Genomic DNA, 18845 nt, shown 5'->3' with positions numbered 1-18845 from the left:
GGGTGGGTGGCGAATGCGGTGGGGCGGGGGCGCCGCCGCCGTGATCGCGACGGACGGCGGCGCGCCGCAGGAACCCGCTTGGCTGGGCTGTGACTACGAGGCGTTCGGAACGATGACGCCGATCTTCGGGGCCGGCTCGTTCTTGTAGTTCGCCGGGCCGAAGTTGGCCTCGACGGCCTTCTGCCAGGACCCGTCGCTGACCATCTTCTCCAGCGCCTTGTTGATCTTGTCGACGGTCGCGGTGTCGCCCTTCTTGACACCGACGCCGTAGTTCTCGTTGCTCAGCTTCAGGCCCGCGAGCTTGAACTTGCCCTTGTACTGCTCCTGGGAGGCGAAGCCGGCGAGGATCGAGTCGTCGGTGGTCACCGCGTCCACGGCGCCGCTCTGCAGGCCGGCGATGCACTCCGAGTAGGAGCTCAGCTCCTTGAGCTGCGCCTTCGGGGCGATCGACTTCTGCACGTTCTGCGCCGAGGTCGAACCGGTCACGGAACACAGCTTCTTGCCGTTGAGGTCCGTGCCCTTGGAGATGTCCGAGCCGGTCTTGACCAGCAGGTCCTGGTGGGCCAGCAGGTACGGGCCGGCGAAGTCCACCTTGGCCTTGCGCTCGTCGGTGATCGAGTAGGTGGCCGCGATGAACTTCACGTCACCGCGCGCCAGCGCGTTCTCGCGGTCGGCGCTCTTGGTCTCGACCCACTCGATCTTGTCGGGGGCGTAGCCGAGCTGCTTGGCCACGTAGGTCGCCACGTCCACGTCGAAGCCGGCGTAGGTGCCGTCCGGCTTCTTGAGGCCGAGGCCGGGCTGGTCGAACTTGATGCCGACCTTGATCTTGCCCCCGCCCGAGGAACCGCTGTCGTCCTTGTCGCTGCTGCCGCACGCGGTGGCGGACAGGGCGAGGGCGAGCACGGCGGCCGAGGCGGCGGTGACCTTGCGGAGCTGCATGATGAACATCCTTTGAATGGTGAAAGGTTGCTGGATCGCCGTGCGGGTCAGTGGTGCAGGATCTTCGACAGGAAGTCCTTGGCCCGGTCGCTGCGCGGGTTGCTGAAGAACTGGTCCGGCGTGGCCTCCTCGACGATGCGGCCGTCGGCCATGAAGACCACCCGGTTCGCGGCCGAGCGCGCGAAGCCCATCTCGTGGGTGACCACCACCATGGTCATGCCGTCCCGGGCCAGTTGCTGCATGACCTCCAGGACCTCGTTGATCATCTCGGGGTCGAGGGCCGAGGTCGGCTCGTCGAAGAGCATGACCTTCGGGTCCATCGCGAGTGCCCGGGCGATGGCGACGCGCTGCTGCTGACCGCCGGAGAGCTGCGCGGGGTACTTGTCGGCCTGGGTGCCCACGCCGACCCGGTCGAGCAGGGCGCGGGCCTTCTCCTCGGCCTGCTTCTTGTCGGCCTTGCGGACCTTGAGCTGCCCGAGCGTCACGTTCTCCAGCACCGTCTTGTGCGCGAAGAGGTTGAAGGACTGGAAGACCATGCCGACGTCGGCGCGCAGCCGGGCCAGTTCCCTGCCCTCCTGGGGCAGCGGCCTGCCGTCGATCGTGATCGTCCCGGAGTCGATGGTCTCCAGGCGGTTGATGGTGCGGCACAGCGTGGACTTGCCGGACCCGGAGGGCCCGATCACCACGACGACCTCACCCCGGTCGATCGTCAGTTCGATGTCCTGGAGCACGTGCAACGCGCCGAAGTGCTTGTTGACGCTCCTCAGGACGACCAGTTCGCCGGTCGCGGCCGTGTCCTGCTTGGCCGTCGATACTTCGGTCATCGCTATCGGGCTCCGTCCTCCTCGGTTTCGGAGGAATCTAGTGAGGCCGGATGACCAGCGTCATTACATCTGAGGGAGATCTGAGCATCACGATCCGATAGCATTCGGACACGTGTCGTAGCAGCGGTGACCTGCCCGCATATCGGCCGCGTAACGGAACGGGCCCGCCGCCGGAACCCACTTGACGCCGTCGGCGTCCATCAGCGTGACTGCCCTGATGCGCACGCGTGCGCGTACGACCGCTGAACCGGAGGGGGCCGGGATGAGACTGCTGCTCGTCGAGGACGACAACCACGTCGCCGCCGCGCTCTCCGCGGTCCTGGCCCGGCACGGGTTCTCCGTCACCCACGCCCGCAGCGGCGAGGAGGCCCTGCGCGCCCTCGTCCCCGAGAGCGACGCCTTCGACGTCGTCCTGCTCGACCTCGGCCTGCCCGACCAGGACGGCTACGAGGTCTGCGGCAAGATTCGCAAACGCACCGCCACCCCGGTGATCATGGTCACCGCCCGGTCCGACGTCCGCTCCCGCATCCACGGCCTCAACCTGGGCGCCGACGACTACGTGGTGAAGCCCTACGACACCGGGGAACTGCTCGCCCGGATCCACGCCGTCAGCCGGCGCACCCACCACGAGGACGGCCAGGCCGGCGGCGACAGCGCGCTGCGGCTCGGCCTGGTCCTCATCGAACTGCCCACCCGGCAGGTCAGCGTGGACGGCACGGTCGTCCAGCTGACCCGCAAGGAGTTCGATTTGCTGGCGCTGCTCGCCCAGCGGCCCGGCGTGGTGTTCCGCCGGGAGCAGATCATCAGCGAGGTCTGGCGCACCAGCTGGGAGGGGACCGGCCGCACCCTGGAGGTCCACGTGGCCTCCCTGCGCGCCAAGCTGCGCATGCCCGCGCTCATCGAGACCGTACGCGGCGTCGGTTACCGGCTCGTCGCCCCGGCCGCGTAGCGAGGACGGGTGCGCACACGACTCCTTCCGCTGCTCATCGTCCTGATGGCGGCCGTACTCCTCGCGCTCGGCGTCCCGCTCGCCGTCAGCACGGCCTCCGCGCAGCAGCAGAAGGTCGTCGTCGACCGGATCGACGACACCGCGCGCTTCGCGGCCCTCGCCCAGTTCGTCACCGACACGCCCACCACCTCGCGCCCCACGCGCACCGACGACCGGCTGGAGACCCTGCGCCGCGAACTCACCAGCTACTACGGGGTCTACGGCATCCGTGCGGGCGTCTTCTACCGCAACGCGTCCTCCATGGCCAACGCTCCCGACGACTGGGTGCTGCCGACGACGGGCGAGGTCCGGGAGGCGTTCGACGAGGCGCTGCTCAGCCGTCGCAGCCATGACCCCGAGCAGGTGTGGCCATGGCAGCGCACACGGCTGGTCGTGGCCTCACCGGTCATCCGGGACGGCGATGTCGTCGCCGTGGTGGTCACCGACTCGCCCACCGGCCCGATGCGTTCCCGTACCGTGCGCGGCTGGCTGCTCATCGGTGCCGGGGAGTTCGCCGCGATGCTGCTCGCCGTCGGTGCCGCGCTCCGGCTGACCGGCTGGGTGCTGCGACCCGTACGGGTCCTGGACGCCACCACCCACGCGATCGCCAGCGGGCGGCTCAAGTCCCGGGTCGCGGCGGCCGGCGGGCCGCCGGAACTCAGACGGCTGGCCCGGGCGTTCAACGAGATGGCGGACAACGTCGAGGACGTGCTGGAGCAGCAGCGGGCCTTCGTCGCCGACGCCTCGCACCAACTGCGCAACCCGCTCGCCGCGTTGCTGCTGCGCATCGAACTCCTCGCCCTGGAACTCCCCGAGGACAACGAGGAGATCGCGTCCGTCCGGACCGAGGGCAAGCGGCTCGCCCAGGTCCTCGACGACCTGCTCGACCTGGCGCTGGCCGAGCACGCCGACGCGGACCTGGAGCTGACCGACGTGGGGCGGCTGGCGGAGGAGCGGGTCGCCGCGTGGGCCCCGGCCGCCGCGGCGCAGGGCGTGCGGCTGGCCGGGAACTGCCCGCCGGCCACCGGCTGGGCCGACCCGATCACACTGTCCAGCGCCCTGGACGCGGTGATCGACAACGCGGTGAAGTTCACGCCCGAGGAGGGCGTGGTGGAGGTCGCCGTGGCGGTCGAGGCCCAGGTGGTGAAGGTCGTGGTCACCGACACGGGTCCGGGGCTGACCGACGAGGAACTGGCGCGGGTGGGGGACCGGTTCTGGCGCAGCGGGCGGCACCAGAACGTGAAGGGGTCGGGGCTGGGGCTGTCGATCACCCGGGCGCTGCTGGCGGCGGGCGGCGGCTCGCTGTCGTACGAGCACCATGAGCCCGGCGGGCTGCGGGTGACCGTCGCGGTGCCGCGGCACGGGTGAGGGAAAACCGGCGGACGCCGCCGTCAGGGTTTGACCGAGCGGTAGTAGCGGCGTGCGCCCTCCTGCAAGGGCAGCGGGTCCGTGTAGATCGCCGTGCGCAGGTCCACCAGCTGGGCGGAGTGGACGTGGTTGCCGATGTCGTCGCGGCTCTTGATCACCGTGCGCGTCACCCACTCCGTGAGGCGCGGGTCCATGTCCTTGCGGGTTATCAGGACGTTGGACACCGCGATCGTCGCCACCGTGGTGCCCTCCTGCACGGACGGGTACGCCGACTCGGGCATGTTGGTCGCCCGGTAGTAGAGCGCGGCCTCGCTCTCGGAGTGCAGCCTGGTGACGAGAGTGCCGTCGATCGGCACGAACGCGAAGCGGAACTTCTTCGCGAGGTCCAGGAGCCCCTTGGTCGGCAGCCCGCCCGACCAGAAGAACGCGTCGATTTTGCCCTGCCGCAGCTGGTCGGGGCCGGTGTCTATGCCGTCGGACACCGGGGTGACGTCCTTCTCGGGGTCGATCCCGGCGGCCCTGAGCACCCGGTTGGCGATCAGCCGCACACCCGAGTTGGGCAGCCCTATCGCGACCCGCTTGTGCCGCAGCTGCGCGACATCGGTGATGCCCGAGTCGCGCGGTACGACGAGCTGGACGTAGTCGTCGTAGAGCCGTGCCACCCCGCGCAGCCGTCCGGCGCCCCGGCCGCCTTCGAGTTCGTACGTCTTCACGGCGTCGGCCGCCGCGATGGTGAAGTCGGCCTGGCCGGTCGCCACCCGCCGTACGTTCTCGTACGACCCGGCGCTCTGCACCAGCTTCACCTTCAGCCCCGGCATGTCCTTGCCCAGCTCGTTGCGCAGCCGCTCGCCGTAGTCCTGGTAGACCCCCCGCAGTGTGCCCGTGCTGAAGGTGATCGTCCCGGTCGGTGGCTCCTCGCCGAGCGGCGGCAGCCACCACAGCAGCAGCCCGAACGCGACGACCGAGGCGGCCGCGGCCTGGAGCGCGCGGCGCCTGCCGACACGGGGGAACACCTTGGACATGCGGGCGATCCTGCCAGCCCCCGACTGTCCTGACCAGGGCCGGGGGCACCGGCGATGGACCGGCGCTGTCAGTGGCGGCCGCTAGAGTCGTCCGCATGACCAGTTCCGTCCCCGGTGTGCCGACCGCTGCCTCGCCCGCCCGGCTCGTCCGGGAGTTCCACCGTGCCTTCGGTCTGGCCGCCCGCACCACGCCGGCCGAGGTCCCGCCCGAACTGGCCGCGCACCGTGGGGAGTTGCTCGCCGAGGAGGCCGCGGAGGTCGCCGAGGTCGCGGTCGCCGGCCCCCTCGACCGGCTCGCGCACGAACTGGCGGACGTGGTCTACGTGGCGTACGGCACGGCGCTGGTGCACGGGATCGACCTCGACGCGGTGCTCGCCGAGATCCATCGCGCCAACATGAGCAAGCTGGGGCCCGACGGGCAGGTCGCCCGGCGGGTCGACGGCAAGGTCCTCAAGGGCGAGCACTACCGGGCCCCCGACGTCGCGGCGGTGCTGCGCGACCAGGGCTGGAGACCCGACGGCACCGACTGACGGGACTCGGAGCACGCCGCCCGCCGCAGGGCGCCGCGGTCGCCGTCGCCGTCGCCGTTGTCGCGGCCGTCGGTCATGTACCGACCTGACCGAGCCGCAGGTTCCAGCGGCCGGGCCCGCCCGTGACCTCAGTCGCCGCCAGCGGCGGCACGTCCACGCGCCAGAACGCGCCCTCGGGTGCCCCCAGCGCGTGCACCACCACCGCCCGGACCACCTCCGGCTCGACCACGGCGACGGTTCTGCCCGCCGTCCGTCCGGTGGTCTCCAGCCACGCCACGACCCGGGCACGGAACTCCCGTACCGATTCGCCCCCGTGGGGCGCGGCCCCCGGCTCGGACAGCCACCGCGCCAGCGCCTGCGGCTCGGCGGCGCCCACCTCCTCCAGCGTCCGCCCCCGCCAGCGCCCCGCGTCCAGGCCCGCCAGGGCGGGCTCCGCGGAGGCGTCCAGGCCCAGCGCGGCCGCGGTCTCACGGCAGCGCACGCTGGGGGAGCTGACCGCGCGCCCGGCGGCGGGCAGGGACAGCGCCACCGCCCCGGGGTTCTCGATCGAGTCACCGTCGTCGAAGCGGGCCCGCCGCAGCGAGGGGGTGATCGCCGGGGCGATGAGGACGACTCGGCAGGTCACGGGGTGGCTCCTCCTCGGTGGTCGGGCGAGCCCGGGCTGCCGGGCACGCCGGACGACAGTACGCCGCCGGGCGTGTCAGGCGTGTTCGGCGTTCGGCGTAGGGCGGGGGCAGCATCGCGCGCGATGTACGCACGGTTGCTGGGCGCGGCACGCGAACTGCGGAGCGGGACACGTCCTCGTACGCCGAGGACCAGATCTCCCAGACCGAGCTGAACGACCTCTTCCGTAGACGATGACGCCCGTCAGCCACAGCGCCCCGTCAGGGGCGCGGGGCTGTGCCGATATGCGGCTCCGCCGCGTGGGCGCGACGAGCCCCCACCGGCCCGCACCGGACCCACGACCGTCAGATCCCTTGCCAGTCCGGCTTGTTGGCGAAGGTGTACCGGAAGTAGTCCGCGTGTTTCAGTTTGGATGCGGCGGCTTCGTCGACGACGACTGTGGCGTGCCGGTGGAGCTGGAGCGCCGAGGCGGGGCACACCGCGGCGACCGGTCCTTCCACGGTCGCGGCGACCGCGTCGGCCTTGCCCTCACCGGTCGCGAGGAGGACGAGGTGCCGGGCTTCCAGGATGGTCCCGATGCCCTGGGTGATGACGTGGTGGGGGACCTGTTCGACGTCTCCGTCGAAGAAGCGGGCGTTGTCGACGCGGGTCTGTTCGGTGAGGGTCTTGATGCGGGTGCGGGAGGCGAGTGAGGAGCAGGGTTCGTTGAAGCCGATGTGGCCGTCGGTGCCGATCCCGAGGAGCTGGAGGTCGACGCCGCCGGCCTGGGCGAGTGCCGTGTCGTAGGCGTCGCAGGCGGCCTGGACGTCGGTGGCGGTGCCGTCGGGGCCGAGGAAGGCGTCCATGGCGATCCCGAGGGGTTCGAGCACCTCGCGTCGCAGCACCGAGCGGTAGGACTCGGGGTGCTCGGCGGGCAGGCCCACGTACTCGTCGAGCTGGGCTATCCGGGCCCGGGAGGTGTCCACGGCACCGGCGCGGACCTTGGCGGCGAGGGCCTGGTAGACGGGCAGCGGGGTCGAGCCGGTGGCCACCCCGAGCAGCGCGTCCGGCCTGCGCCGCAGCAGCCGCGCCATGGCCTCGGCGATCAGCTCGCCACCCGCCGCGGCGTCCGGAACGATGACAACTTCCACGCTGGGCCTGCCGTTCTGAAGAGGGCTGGAGGGTCTGCGGGGTCTATGTGGTTTAGACCAATCTAGTGGGACCAATCTAACAGAACCAGCCCCTGCCGCCGCGGGTCGGACGCAGGGAAAAGGCGACCGGGCCGAGGTTACGTGAATACATCAGACGGGGTGAATTGAGGAAAAACTTCGCAGCGTGGAAAACTGCCTCGGCCATCCGTCCCCACGGCCGACCCCGGCGGGCTAGGCTGCGATCGCATCAACTGTGAACAGCCTCCAACGCATGGACACGCACCGTGGTCTAGTCCACAATTGCGTCCGTGGGCTGGAGCGGTACGGCGGGTCCGTACGGCACAGTCGAACGCTTCCGTCCTCCCCGCACAGGAGGACGGACCGAGGAACCGGTGCTCTCTGCCCTGACTGCCCCGGATCCTCACCATCGGCCGACCGGGACCGCACACCCCACGGCCGTTGCTGCTCCGGGCTGCGGTGCCGAGAGGGTTGAGGGTCCCTCTCAGGCGCCGCGGCCCGCGGGTGTTTTTAGGCCACGCACAGACCCGCGGGTACGCTCGCAGACGTGCCCTCCATGAACGAACTGGTCCGCCAGCACACCGCCCTCGACGACTCCGACCTCGAGTGGCTCCACCTGCTGGTCTCGGAGTGGCAGCTGCTCTCCGACCTCTCCTTCGCCGACCTGGTCCTGTGGGTCCCCACCCGGGACGGCACCCGGTACGTCTCGGTGGCGCAGATGCGCCCGAACACCGGCCCCACCTCCTACCAGGACGACATGGTCGGCCACCTGGTCCCGCGCGGCCGGCGCCCCATGCTGGACATCGCCCTGGACGAGGGCCGGATCGTCCGCGAGGGCGACCCGGAGTGGCGTGAAGAGGTCCCCGTACGGGTCGAGTCCATCCCGGTGCGGCGCGAGGGCCGGGTTCTCGGAGTGATCGCCCGCAACACCAACCTGCTGACCGTGCGCACCCCGAGCCGTCTTGAGCTGACGTACCTCCAGAGCGCCTCGGACCTGGCGCAGATGATCGCCGCCGGATCGTTTCCCTTCGCCAATCAGCAGGTCGACATGGACGCCTCCCCGCGCGTCGGCGACGGCCTGATCCGGGTGGACGCGGACGGTGTCGTCCAGTACGCCTCCCCGAACGCGCTCTCCGCGTACCACCGACTCGGCCTCGCCGCCGACCTGCTCGGCCATCACCTGGGCCAGACCACGGCCGAACTCGCCCCGACCAAGGGCCCGGTGGACGAGGCGCTCGCCAAGGTCGCCAGCGGCTGGGCGCCGCGCGAGTTCGAGATCGAGTCCGAGGACGGGGTGATCCAGTTCCGGGCGATCCCGCTCAAGCCCAAGGGCACCCGCATCGGTTCGCTGGTCCTGCTCCGGGACGTCACGGAACTGCGGCGCCGTGAGCGGGAGTTGATCACCAAGGACGCGACCATCCGGGAGATCCACCACCGGGTGAAGAACAACCTCCAGACGGTCGCGGCCCTGCTGCGGCTCCAGGCCCGGCGCATCGAGTCGGAGCGCGGCCGGGAGGCCCTGGAGGAGGCCGTACGGCGGGTCGGCTCGATCGCGATCGTGCATGAGACGCTGTCTCAGAACCTGGACGAGCGGGTGGAGTTCGACGAGATCGCCGACCGGGTGCTGGCGATGGTCGCCGAGATCTCGCCGGGCAAGGTCACCGGCCGCCGTACCGGCCGCTTCGGGATACTCGACGCCGAGGTCGCCACCCCGCTGTCGATGGTTCTCACCGAGATCCTGCAGAACGCCCTGGAACACGGCTTCCGGGAGGGCGACACGGGCACGGTCGAGGTGACGGCGGTGCGCGGTGGCACCACCAAGGAGGCCCGGCTGCTGGTCACCGTCCAGGACGACGGGGTCGGCCTCCCCGAGGGCTTCGACCCGCACCGCTCCGGCAACCTCGGTCTCCAGATCGTACGAACGCTGGTCGAGGGCGAGTTGGGCGGAACGTTCGACATGGTGCCGGCGCCCGGGCGGGGGACCCGGGTGATCCTGGACGTGCCGGTCCGCCCGCAGAAGTAGGGCGCGCCGGCCGGCCGTTCGGGCCCGGAGGTCCGGGCGCCGCTGGTCCCGGCGCGGCGGGTCCGGGCACAGCAAAGAGCCCCGGACCTGGTGGGTCCGGGGCTGCTCGCTCGTTGCTGCTCTTGAGCGCATCGGGGGTACTGCGCGCTGCGGCTCGGGGGCGGGAGATGCGTACTCGCTGTACGCGCCGCCAAGCTCAGGCTAGCGGGGTGGGTCGGGTCAGGCGGAGGCCTGACGGGCCCGGTTGCGGGCGGCACGGCGCTTCATCGCGCGACGCTCGTCCTCGCTGAGGCCACCCCAGACGCCGGAGTCCTGGCCGGACTCGAGCGCCCACTGCAGACACTGGTCCATAACAGGACAGCGACGGCAGACGGCCTTGGCTTCCTCGATCTGCAGCAGCGCAGGACCAGTGTTGCCGATGGGGAAGAAGAGCTCGGGGTCTTCCTCGCGGCAAACGGCGTTGTGACGCCAGTCCATGGCTGCTACCTCTCCTTGGTATTACATGCTCAGTGCTTGTGAATGTGAACGCTTTCACGAATCCCTCAACAAGTGAAGGGCCGACTGCCAGGTTCCCGGCAGGGGTCCTGTGAGTTGAAGGGGGATTCCGGTGGTCAGTGGATGCCGATGTTGCGGGCTGTCCCGACCGCCACGTAGAGCCTCGCAAACCTCAGCGGCGGATACAACCCCTTCCGGAAAGTTTTTTTTGATTCCTCGGTGTCGACTGGGTCACAGCCGTACTTCCATGGGGTGGATCCTGGCCTAAACGTTCGAGTGAAAGGACTTTGGCCCGTTCCGCTCACACAATCACACGCAGTGCGCGGCGTACGCCTGTGAACGTCACGCTCGTACGCAGTCCTAGGTGGTCGCCGTCCATCTGGAGGGGGAGGGGGACCTTCGAATGCAAGGTGAACTGGTCCAGGTCGTGCAATGACACCGCATGCTTGCCATGGGGTCCGCGCTCGGGGGACGAAGTGAGCAACTGCGTGCCATACCGGGCAACCGCGGCGGACGACAGGCGGCTGAGACCGAGTACGTCGATGCCTTTATCGAACGAGGCCTTAGGCGATGTGTACATCGGGCGATTGCCGAGATACGTCCAGGGCGACGTGTTCGAGACTATCGCCACGACCAGGTCGTTGATCGGGTCGTGGCCGGGCCGCTCAAGGGTGATGGCGCCGTGCCGGCGGTGCTGCTCGCCGAAGAACTGCCGGACGACCTGCCGTACGTACAGCGCGTGTGTCGACTTCTTGCCGAGTTCGCGCTGCTGCTCGACCCGGCCGACCACGCCGGCGTCGAAGCCGAGTCCCGCGTTGAAGGTGAACCAGCGGGCCGGGACCGCCTCGTCCACGGTGCCGGGAGTACCGGCGGTCAGTCCCAGGCCGACCAGGCGCTCACGTTTCTCGCGCAACGCGTCCAGCAGGTCGCCGGTGGCCTCGACCGGGTCGTTGGGCAGACCGAGGGCCCGGGCGAAGACGTTGGTGGACCCGCCGGGGACCACGGCGAGACCGGGCAGCCGCTCCGGGTCGGGGCCGTCGTGCAGCAGGCCGTTGACCACCTCGTTGACCGTGCCGTCGCCGCCGAGGGCCACGACGAGGTCGATGTCGTCGCTCGTCGCCGCCTGCCGGGCCAGGTCGCGGGCGTGACCGCGGTACTCGGTGGTGACCGCCTCCAGCTTCACCTCGCTGGCGAGCGCGTGGATCAGGACGTCGCGCCTACGTGCGCTTGTGGTGGTTGCTGCCGGATTGACCACGAGGAGTGCACGCATGGATTGCAGCGTACCTACTGGAAAGTACCGATCCCAGACCGAGTTAGGGATCCGGTAAGAGATGGGGGCGTGAGCCTCGACACTTGCGGGTGCCGGCCGAGGGCTACCCTGCTGGGGTGAGTGATGCGCCTACGGCCGAGAGGGCCGACGTGACCGACGGCCCCCGTCCGCGGCGGCTGACGTATGCCGCCGCACTGGCCGGGCTGGAAGGGCTCGCGCTGGTGGCCGGCGGAGTGTGGATGCTGGTGCTGGGCCTCACCGGGTCACCGGACGACCGGGGGCAGGCCGTCACCGGGGGCGTTACCGTGATCGTGCTGGCGCTGCTGCCGCTGCTCGCCGCGCGTGGGCTGCTGCTGCGCAAGAGCTGGAGCCGGGGGCCGGCGGTGATCACGCAGATCATGGCGCTGCCGGTGGCGTACAACCTGTTGCAGGCCGACAGTGTGGCGATCCCGGTGGGGATCGTGCTGGCGGTGGTGGCGATCGCCTCGCTGGTGTTGCTGGTCAACTCCGCCACCACCCAGGCCCTTGGGATCAAGGGGCCCGGGCGTAGTGGCTGATCTGTAACGCCTACTCCTCCACCAGCAGCTTCTCCCGGAGCTGAGCCAGGGTCCTCGCCAGCAGTCGCGAGACGTGCATCTGGGAGATGCCGACCTCCTGGGCGATCTGGGACTGGGTCATGTTGCCGAAGAAGCGGAGGAGAAGGATCCGCTTCTCTCGGGGCGGGAGGTCTTCCAGGAGTGGCTTGAGGGATTCGCGGTACTCGACGCCCTCCAGTGCCTCGTCCTCCGCGCCGAGGGTGTCGGCGACCGCCGGCGACTCGTCGTCGGTGTCGGGGACGTCCAGGGACAGCGTGGAGTAGGCGTTGGCCGACTCCAGGCCCTCCAGGACCTCCTCCTCCGAGATCGCCAGCTTCTCGGCCAGTTCGTGGACCGTGGGGGAGCGGCCGTGCTGCTGGGACAGCTCGGCGGTGGCCGTGGTGAGCGCGAGGCGCAGCTCCTGGAGGCGGCGCGGGACGCGGACCGCCCAGCCCTTGTCACGGAAGTGGCGCTTGATCTCGCCGACCACGGTGGGGGTGGCGTACGTGGAGAACTCCACACCGCGGTCCGGGTCGAACCGGTCGACGGACTTGATCAGGCCGATGGTGGCGACCTGGGTGAGGTCGTCCAGCGGCTCGCCCCGGTTGCGGAACCGGCGCGCGAGGTGCTCCACGAGCGGCAGATGCATCCGGACCAGCTGGTTGCGCAGCTCCGCGTACTCGGCGCTGCCCTCCTTGAGGGCGCGCAGTTCGACGAACTTGGCGCGCGCCCCGCTGCGGTCCTGAGGTTCGTGCTGGGTCGCGTGCACTACCTCCGCGGCCAGCGCCTCGTCCTCGGCGTATCGCTCGTGCTCGCTCATCGTCCCGCCCGTCGCCCTTCCGCGAGCCTTCGCCCCTGCTCGGTCCGGGGCCGCGACCCCGTTCCGCCCTTCCGGGGGCGCGCTCTGTACGGCACCGTCCGGACCGGGCTGCGCGGAGGGCTCCTCCGGATGCGGCCTGGCCTGTTCAGGGATGCCGTCGATGCCGTCAGCCATGCGGCGGGAACCGGCCTCGGGGCCTTCGCCCCCGGCCGGCAGTTCCCGTGTGCCGCGCTCTTCGTCCCGCACCGGCCCGTCCCCGTTCCTCACGCCGGCCCGGGTCCCGCGCCGCGCTGTTTGTAGAGGCTGATCGACACGGTCTTGTCCTCGTCGACGGCCGACGAGACCTTGCCCGCCAGGGCCGAGAGCACGGTCCAGGCGAAAGTGTCGCGCGAAGGGGCGTGGCCGTCCGTGGTCGGGGCGGAGACCGTGACCTCCAGTGAGTCGTCGACGAGGCGGAAGACACAGCTGAGCACCGAGCCGGGGACGGCCTGCTGGAGCAGGATCGCGCACGCCTCGTCCACCGCGATGCGCAGGTCCTCGATCTCGTCCAGGGTGAAGTCCAAGCGGGCGGCGAGACCGGCCGTGGCCGTGCGCAGCACCGACAGGTAGGCACCCGCAGCCGGCAGCCGGACTTCCACGAAGTCCTGGGTCGCGGGCTCGCCTGCGATCTGGGACACCCTCACCTCCATGGTGGTACAAGCTTCTCGGGGCCGAGGGTCGCCCCCCGGGGTAACGCACTACGTGGTTCAGCGGTGACGCTACCGCGCTCCGAACTTTTCTGTCCCCGGGACCCCGACCCCTGGCGTCACTCACAGTAAACCTGTGGATACGCTCCGTGTCTAGGGGTCCGCCTTGCCCAATTGGGAAGAGCGCGCGCCGGGTTGACGTACCCCGGTGTCGAACCGTCGAACCGTCACTATGGCCGTCTTCGGCGGCCGTAGTGCAGTCTCACACGAGGACGTGGTCGACGAAGCACCAGCGCCAGTCCTCACCGGGTTCGAAGGTCCGCATCACCGGGTGACCGGACGTCTCGTGGTGTCCCGTCGCATGTCTTCCCGGCGACGAGTCGCAGCACGCCACGTGGCCGCAGGTCAGACAGATCCGCAGCTGGACCGGGTGCCAGCCCTTGGCGAGACACTCGGGGCAGGTCTCGTTCAGGGGGTCTGGTTCCGGGTGGGGCAGCGCGCCGGCATGCGTGCACTGTTTCATGATTGCCAGATTACGACGGGTGTGCGGGTGGCCGCGCGGAAAATGAGGGTGGGCGAGGATCATGGACGTGATGCCACTGCTGTTGCTGGTGGCGGGGAGCACGGTGATCGCGGCCGCCGCCCGGCGGACCCCGGTGCCCGCACCGCTGCTCCTGGTCGCGGTCGGCCTGGTCGTGTCGTACGTCCCCGGGGTGCCGGACTACACCCTCGACCCCGAGGTCGTCCTCCCGCTCCTGCTGCCCCCGTTGCTGTACACCTCGGCGTCCGACAGCTCCTACCTCGATCTGCGGGCCCAGATGAGACCGGTCGCGCTGCTCTCGGTCGGATACGTGCTCTTCGCCACGGTCGTGGTCGGCTGGTCCGTGTACCTGCTCATCCCGGGCATGCCGCTGCCCGCGGCGCTGGTGCTGGGCGCGGTGGTGGCCCCGCCGGACGCGGTGGCGGCGACCGCGGTGGCCCGCCGGGTGGGGCTGCCGTCCCGCATCACGACCATCCTCCAGGGCGAGTCCCTGCTCAACGACGCCACCGCGATCACGGCGTACAAGGTCGCCCTCGCGGCCGCCGTCGGCGAGGGCGCGACCTGGGCAGGCGGCATCGAGGAGTTCCTGCTCGCGGCGGTCGGCGGTGTCGGCATCGGCCTGCTCCTGATGGCGCCGCTGCACTGGCTGCGCACCCACCTGAAGGAGCCGCTCCTCCAGAACACGCTCTCGCTGCTGATCCCGTTCGTCGCCTACGCCGTCGCGGAGCAGCTGCACGCCTCCGGTGTGCTCGCCGTCGTGGTCGTCGCCCTCTACCTCGGCCACCGCGCGTGGGAGGTCGACTTCGCCACCCGCCTCCAGGAGGAGGCGGTCTGGAAGATGGTCGCCTTCATCCTCGAATCGGCGGTCTTCGCGCTGATCGGCCTGCAGCTCCCGGTCGTCCTGAGGGGCCTCGGCCAGTACGAGGGCGTCGAGGCGGCCTGGTACGCCGTGGCCGTCTTCCTGGTGGTCGTGGCCGCCCGCTTCGCCTGGTGCTATCCGGCGACCTTCCTGCCCCGGATGCTCTCCGCGCGGATCAGGGAACGCGAGACCAACCCCACCTGGAAGGGCACGATGGTGACGTCGTGGGCCGGGATGCGCGGGGTGGTCTCGCTGGCCATCGCCTTCTCGATCCCGGTCACCGTGCACGGCGGCGGCGTCTTCCCGCACCGCAACCTGATCCTCTTCCTGACGTTCACCACCGTGATCGGCACCCTCGTGGTGCAGGGACTGACCCTGCCGCCGCTGATCCGCCGGCTGAACTTCCCCGGCCGCGACCCGCAGACCGAGACCCTCGCCGAGGCCAACGCCCAGGCGCAGGCGTCCCGCGCGGCCGAGTCCCGCCTCGACGACCTCCTCGCCGACGACCGCAACCAGCTCCCGCCCCCGCTCGCCGACCGCCTCCGCACGGTCCTGGAACGCCGTCGCAACGCCGTCTGGGAGCGTCTGGGCCAGACCAATCCGGTCACCGGCGAGACGGTCGACGACACCTACCGCCGCCTGTCCCGCGAGATGATCAGCTCCGAGCGCGAGGTCTTCGTCCGTCTCCGCGACCACCGCTACATCGACGACGAGATGCTGCGCACCCTGCTGCGCCGACTGGACCTGGAGGAGGCGGCGGCCTACCGGGAAGCGGGCTGAGCCACCCCGTGCGCGCGGACCGGCGGCAGCGCCGGTCAGGCCGTGACGACCGCCGCCACCCGGGTGCCCCGCTCGAACGCCCCCTCCGCCGCCAGTTCGACGAGCCCGAACAGCAGCTTGGCCACATACAGCCGCTCGACCCGCACCCCGTGCCGGTCCTCGAAGTCCGCCGCGAAGGCGTGGAGAGCGGGGGTCGTGCGCCCGTAACCCCCGAAGTGGAACCGCTCGTCCAGCGACCAGTCCCCGCTCCGCGCCCCGAACGCCGCCACCTGGAGGCGTTCCGTCTCCGCTGCCAGGAACCCGCCCCTGAGCACCGGCACCCCCAGGGCCCGCTGCCCGGCGCCGAGACCGGCGGCCAGGCCGGCCAGCGTGCCGCCGGTGCCGCAGGCGACGGCCACCACGTCGGCCCGCCCCCGGAGCTCCACACCGAGGGCGCGGCAACCGCGTACCGCCGCCGCGTTGCTGCCGCCCTCCGGCACCACGTACGCCTGCTCCGCCTGCGCCACCCGCAGCAGACCGGCCAGCACCTCCGGCTCGGTCTTGCGTCGATACGTCGACCTGTCGACGAAGTGCAGCCGCATGCCGTCGGCCGCGCACCGCGCGAGGGAGGGGTTCAGGGGCCGGCCGGCCAGTTCCTCTCCCCGTACCACTCCCACCGTCGGGAAGCCGAGCAGCCGGCCCGCGGCGGCCGTGGCCCGCAGATGGTTGGAGTAGGCGCCGCCGAACGTGAGGAGCGGCCGGCCGGCCGCCGCCTCGATGTTCGGGACCAGCTTGCGCCACTTGTTGCCGATCAGGTCCGGGTGGATCAGGTCGTCCCGCTTGAGCAGCAGCCGGACGCCGTGCCGGTCGAAACGGTCGTCGGCAACCTCCTGGAGCGGGGAGGGCAGCCGTGGGTCGAGTATGCCGGCGCTGGTCACGTCGTCATTGTCGCCCGGGACGGGCGCCCGGTCGGCGGTCCGGGGGTCACTTCAGACGGTCCCGGACACGGTCGCGCAGCCAGGCCATCGAGAAGCCGCGCGGGTCCACCTTCCCCGGCTGCCACTCCAGGTGCCCGATCACCGACCGTTCCGACCACCCGTGCCGTCGGCACACCGCCGCGGCCACCCTCTCGACCGCCGCCAGCTGGGCCGGTGGCCAGGGATCCTCGCCGTCGCCGAGGTTCTCGCACTCGAAGCCGTAGAAATGCCGGTTGCCGTCGGTGTTCGCCTCGTTCTCCGGGGGCAGCGCCTTCTCGGCGATCACGGCCCGCAGGACGTCGTCGTCGCCGAGGCCCGCGTGGTTGACGCGGCCGTACCCGACCAGGTGGACCGTGCCGTCCTTGGTGATGACGCCGTGGCACAGCGGACCGGGCAGGCCGGGGCGGCCGTAGCGGCAGAGCCGGACGGCGCGGTCGGCGCCGTCGGTCGCGGTGTGGTGGATCATCACCCCGTGGACGGGACCCCAGGGCCCCTTGTGGTTCCGGTTGTGTTCCCGCCAGTCGCCGACCTCGACGACGGTGACGCCCTCGTCCCGCAACGCGTCGAGGAAGGCGCCCGCGGACATGGGTGGGGCCATGACCGGCTCCTTCGCTTTCGTGGTGAGTGCGATGAAATCCATGAACTTATGGAATTTCGACATAAGTCCGCTTTCCTCGCCAGAGGGGCCGGGCTTGTTCGGATCGCGTGCGAGTCGATCCGGACAAGCCGGGCAAGTCGCTGCACCGCGGGGCGGGGAAGGGCGTGAGGCGCCGGCGTGCCCAGTAGTCCGATGATCTATTCCCGCTCTTTCGGGTAATGGCACGAACACGCTCGGTGATGACAGGGTGGCCCGTGAGACCGATGCGCGGGCAGTTCGGCGTCCGCGCAGGTATGGGAGGGCATTTCCTTATGTCGGTAGGCGAAGAGGTCCGCACGGATCAGGGCAAGCCGCAGCAGTCTCTGGACACGGCGGCAGCGCGGAACCTGGCCACCACGACCAAGTCCGCGCCACAGATGCAGGAGATCAGCTCCCGCTGGCTGCTGCGGTCACTGCCCTGGGTCGACGTGCAGGGCGGCACGTACCGGGTGAACCGGCGGCTCACCTACACGGTCGGGGACGGCCGCATCACCTTCCTGAAGACCGGCGACCGTGTCGAGGTCATCCCGGCGGAGCTGGGCGAACTCCCCGTCCTGCGGGCGTACGAGGACCAGGAGGTGCTGGGGGAGCTGGCCCAGCGCTGCCGGCAGCGGGACTTCGCCCCGGGCGATGTCATCGCCTCGTTCGGCAACCAGGCGGACGAGGTGTACCTGCTCGCCCACGGCCGGGTGGAGAAGGTCGGCACCGGCCCGTACGGCGACGACGCGGTGCTGGGCGTCCTCGCCGACGGCGCCTACTTCGGCGAACACGGCCTGCTCGACTCGGACGCCATCTGGGACTACACCGCCCGCGCGGACACGGCCTGCACCGTGCTGACCCTGTCCCGGCAGGACTTCGAGCAGGTCGCCGAGCGCGCCGACACGCTGCGCGAGCACCTTCAGCAGCTGCGCGCGATCCCCGAGCAGCGCACCAACAAGTACGGCGAGAAGGAGGTCGCCCTCGCGGCCGGCCACAGCGGCGAGCCCGACATCCCGCACACCTTCGTCGACTACGAGGCCCGTCCGCGCGAGTACGAACTGAGCATCGCCCAGACCGTGCTGCGCATCCACACCCGGGTCGCCGACCTCTACAACCAGCCGATGAACCAGACCGAGCACCAGTTGCGGCTCACCGTCGAGGCGTTGAAGGAGCGCCAGGAGCACGAACTCATCAACAACCGGGAATTCGGCCTGCTCAGCAACTGCCAGTACGACCAGCGGCTACAGCCGCACGACGGCGTGCCCAGCCCGGACGACATGGACGAACTGCTCAGCCGCCGCCGGGGCACCAAGCTGTTCCTCGCCCACCCCCGCGCGATCTCGGCCTTCGGACGCGAACTCAACAAGCGCGGACTGGTCCCGGAGACCGTCGAGATCGGCGGCAACCGCATCCCGACCTGGCGCGGCGTCCCGATCTACCCGTGCAACAAGATCCCGGTCAGCGAGGCCAGGACCACCTCGATCATCGCCATGCGTACCGGCGAGTCGGAGCAGGGCGTCATCGGGCTCCGGCAGTCCGGGATCCCCGACGAGATCGAGCCGAGCCTGTCGGTCCGCTTCATGGGCATCAACGAACAGGCCGTCATCAACTACCTGGTCACCGCCTACTACTCGGCGGCCGTCCTGGTCCCGGACGCCCTCGGAGTACTGGAGAACGTCGAGATCGGCCGGTGGAGGTGACGTTTCCGCACTTGGTGGCCGTGTCCCCGCCCTCCGGGGCGGGTACACCCTCGGGGTACGTGCCGAGCCGGGGCGGAGACG

The 18845-nt window shown here is 70.5% G+C and carries 19 protein-coding genes; 7 read left to right on the top strand and 12 right to left on the bottom strand.

Translation table 11 applies throughout. From position 1 onward, the window contains the following. Positions 1-93: 93 nt before the first annotated feature. Positions 94-939: a glutamate ABC transporter substrate-binding protein gene (locus MB828_RS06445; RefSeq protein WP_133028153.1), complete on the bottom strand. Its 846-nt coding sequence runs from the start codon at positions 937-939 to the stop codon at positions 94-96. A 47-nt stretch (positions 940-986) separates the two neighbouring features. Further along, a complete protein-coding gene (locus MB828_RS06440) occupies positions 987-1763 on the bottom strand; it encodes an amino acid ABC transporter ATP-binding protein (RefSeq protein WP_301647310.1) in 777 nt (258 codons plus the stop codon). A gap of 262 nt (positions 1764-2025) precedes the next feature. On the opposite strand from MB828_RS06440, the gene MB828_RS06435 reads away from it, so the two are divergent. Further along, complete coding sequence (locus MB828_RS06435; protein ID WP_301647309.1) at positions 2026-2712, top strand: response regulator transcription factor; 687 nt, start codon at positions 2026-2028, stop codon at positions 2710-2712. 9 nt (positions 2713-2721) lie between these two features. After that, positions 2722-4119 carry a sensor histidine kinase gene (locus tag MB828_RS06430; protein WP_301647308.1) on the top strand — a complete coding sequence of 466 codons (1398 nt, stop codon included), beginning with the start codon at positions 2722-2724 and terminating at the stop codon, positions 4117-4119. Positions 4120-4142: 23 nt separating this feature from the next. On the opposite strand, the gene MB828_RS06425 is transcribed toward MB828_RS06430, so the two are convergent. Further along, on the bottom strand, positions 4143-5141 hold the full coding sequence (locus tag MB828_RS06425; protein WP_301647307.1) for a TAXI family TRAP transporter solute-binding subunit: 999 nt from the start codon (positions 5139-5141) through the stop codon (positions 4143-4145). Between the two features lie 95 nt (positions 5142-5236). Between MB828_RS06425 and MB828_RS06420 the strand changes: the two genes are divergently transcribed. Further along, complete coding sequence (locus MB828_RS06420; protein WP_301647306.1) at positions 5237-5671, top strand: MazG nucleotide pyrophosphohydrolase domain-containing protein; 435 nt, start codon at positions 5237-5239, stop codon at positions 5669-5671. Positions 5672-5744: 73 nt separating this feature from the next. Here MB828_RS06420 and MB828_RS06415 read toward each other — a convergent pair whose 3' ends face one another. Both MB828_RS06415 and nagB read right to left on the bottom strand, forming a co-directional pair. Further along, on the bottom strand, positions 5745-6296 hold the full coding sequence (locus MB828_RS06415) for a histidine phosphatase family protein (RefSeq protein ID WP_301647305.1): 552 nt from the start codon (positions 6294-6296) through the stop codon (positions 5745-5747). Between the two features lie 343 nt (positions 6297-6639). After that, positions 6640-7425, bottom strand: a complete 786-nt coding sequence (nagB, locus tag MB828_RS06410) for a glucosamine-6-phosphate deaminase (RefSeq protein WP_301647304.1) — start codon at positions 7423-7425, stop codon at positions 6640-6642. 574 nt (positions 7426-7999) lie between these two features. Between nagB and MB828_RS06405 the strand changes: the two genes are divergently transcribed. Next, positions 8000-9466 (top strand): sensor histidine kinase, encoded by a 1467-nt coding sequence (locus MB828_RS06405; protein ID WP_301647328.1) that lies wholly within the window; start codon positions 8000-8002, stop codon positions 9464-9466. Positions 9467-9685: 219 nt separating this feature from the next. Here MB828_RS06405 and MB828_RS06400 read toward each other — a convergent pair whose 3' ends face one another. Further along, positions 9686-9943, bottom strand: coding sequence for a WhiB family transcriptional regulator (locus MB828_RS06400; RefSeq protein WP_006142322.1), 258 nt, complete (start codon positions 9941-9943; stop codon positions 9686-9688). Positions 9944-10262: 319 nt separating this feature from the next. Then, complete coding sequence (locus MB828_RS06395) at positions 10263-11231, bottom strand: diacylglycerol/lipid kinase family protein (RefSeq protein WP_133025360.1); 969 nt, start codon at positions 11229-11231, stop codon at positions 10263-10265. A gap of 116 nt (positions 11232-11347) precedes the next feature. Here MB828_RS06395 and MB828_RS06390 point away from each other — a divergent pair, with 116 nt between their 5' ends. After that, the gene (locus MB828_RS06390) at positions 11348-11788 is read left to right on the top strand and encodes a hypothetical protein (RefSeq protein ID WP_301647303.1); all 441 of its coding nucleotides are present in this window, start codon (positions 11348-11350) and stop codon (positions 11786-11788) included. Positions 11789-11798: 10 nt separating this feature from the next. On the opposite strand, the gene MB828_RS06385 is transcribed toward MB828_RS06390, so the two are convergent. The 3 genes from MB828_RS06385 to MB828_RS06375 form a co-directional block, all read right to left on the bottom strand. Beyond that, positions 11799-12872 (bottom strand): RNA polymerase sigma factor SigF, encoded by a 1074-nt coding sequence (locus MB828_RS06385; protein ID WP_420855476.1) that lies wholly within the window; start codon positions 12870-12872, stop codon positions 11799-11801. Positions 12873-12889: 17 nt separating this feature from the next. After that, entirely contained in the window at positions 12890-13303 is a 414-nt protein-coding gene (locus tag MB828_RS06380) for an anti-sigma regulatory factor (protein ID WP_004925829.1), read from the bottom strand. A gap of 271 nt (positions 13304-13574) precedes the next feature. Beyond that, entirely contained in the window at positions 13575-13835 is a 261-nt protein-coding gene (locus MB828_RS06375) for a UBP-type zinc finger domain-containing protein (protein WP_132888790.1), read from the bottom strand. Between the two features lie 61 nt (positions 13836-13896). Here MB828_RS06375 and MB828_RS06370 point away from each other — a divergent pair, with 61 nt between their 5' ends. Then, positions 13897-15492 carry a Na+/H+ antiporter gene (locus tag MB828_RS06370; RefSeq protein ID WP_301647302.1) on the top strand — a complete coding sequence of 532 codons (1596 nt, stop codon included), beginning with the start codon at positions 13897-13899 and terminating at the stop codon, positions 15490-15492. A gap of 35 nt (positions 15493-15527) precedes the next feature. Here the strand turns inward: MB828_RS06370 and MB828_RS06365 are convergent, their stop codons facing one another. Further along, entirely contained in the window at positions 15528-16409 is an 882-nt protein-coding gene (locus tag MB828_RS06365) for a 1-aminocyclopropane-1-carboxylate deaminase/D-cysteine desulfhydrase (protein WP_301647301.1), read from the bottom strand. A gap of 46 nt (positions 16410-16455) precedes the next feature. Continuing rightward, on the bottom strand, positions 16456-17046 hold the full coding sequence (locus MB828_RS06360; RefSeq protein WP_133025356.1) for a peptidoglycan recognition protein family protein: 591 nt from the start codon (positions 17044-17046) through the stop codon (positions 16456-16458). A 311-nt stretch (positions 17047-17357) separates the two neighbouring features. On the opposite strand from MB828_RS06360, the gene MB828_RS06355 reads away from it, so the two are divergent. Further along, the gene (locus tag MB828_RS06355; protein WP_301647300.1) at positions 17358-18764 is read left to right on the top strand and encodes a family 2B encapsulin nanocompartment shell protein; all 1407 of its coding nucleotides are present in this window, start codon (positions 17358-17360) and stop codon (positions 18762-18764) included. The last annotated feature ends 81 nt before the right edge of the window (positions 18765-18845 follow it).

Source organism: Streptomyces arenae, assembly GCF_022343545.1.
Classification (GTDB): Bacteria; Actinomycetota; Actinomycetes; order Streptomycetales; family Streptomycetaceae; genus Streptomyces; species Streptomyces humi.
This window is presented reverse-complemented; position numbering and strand designations above follow the sequence as displayed.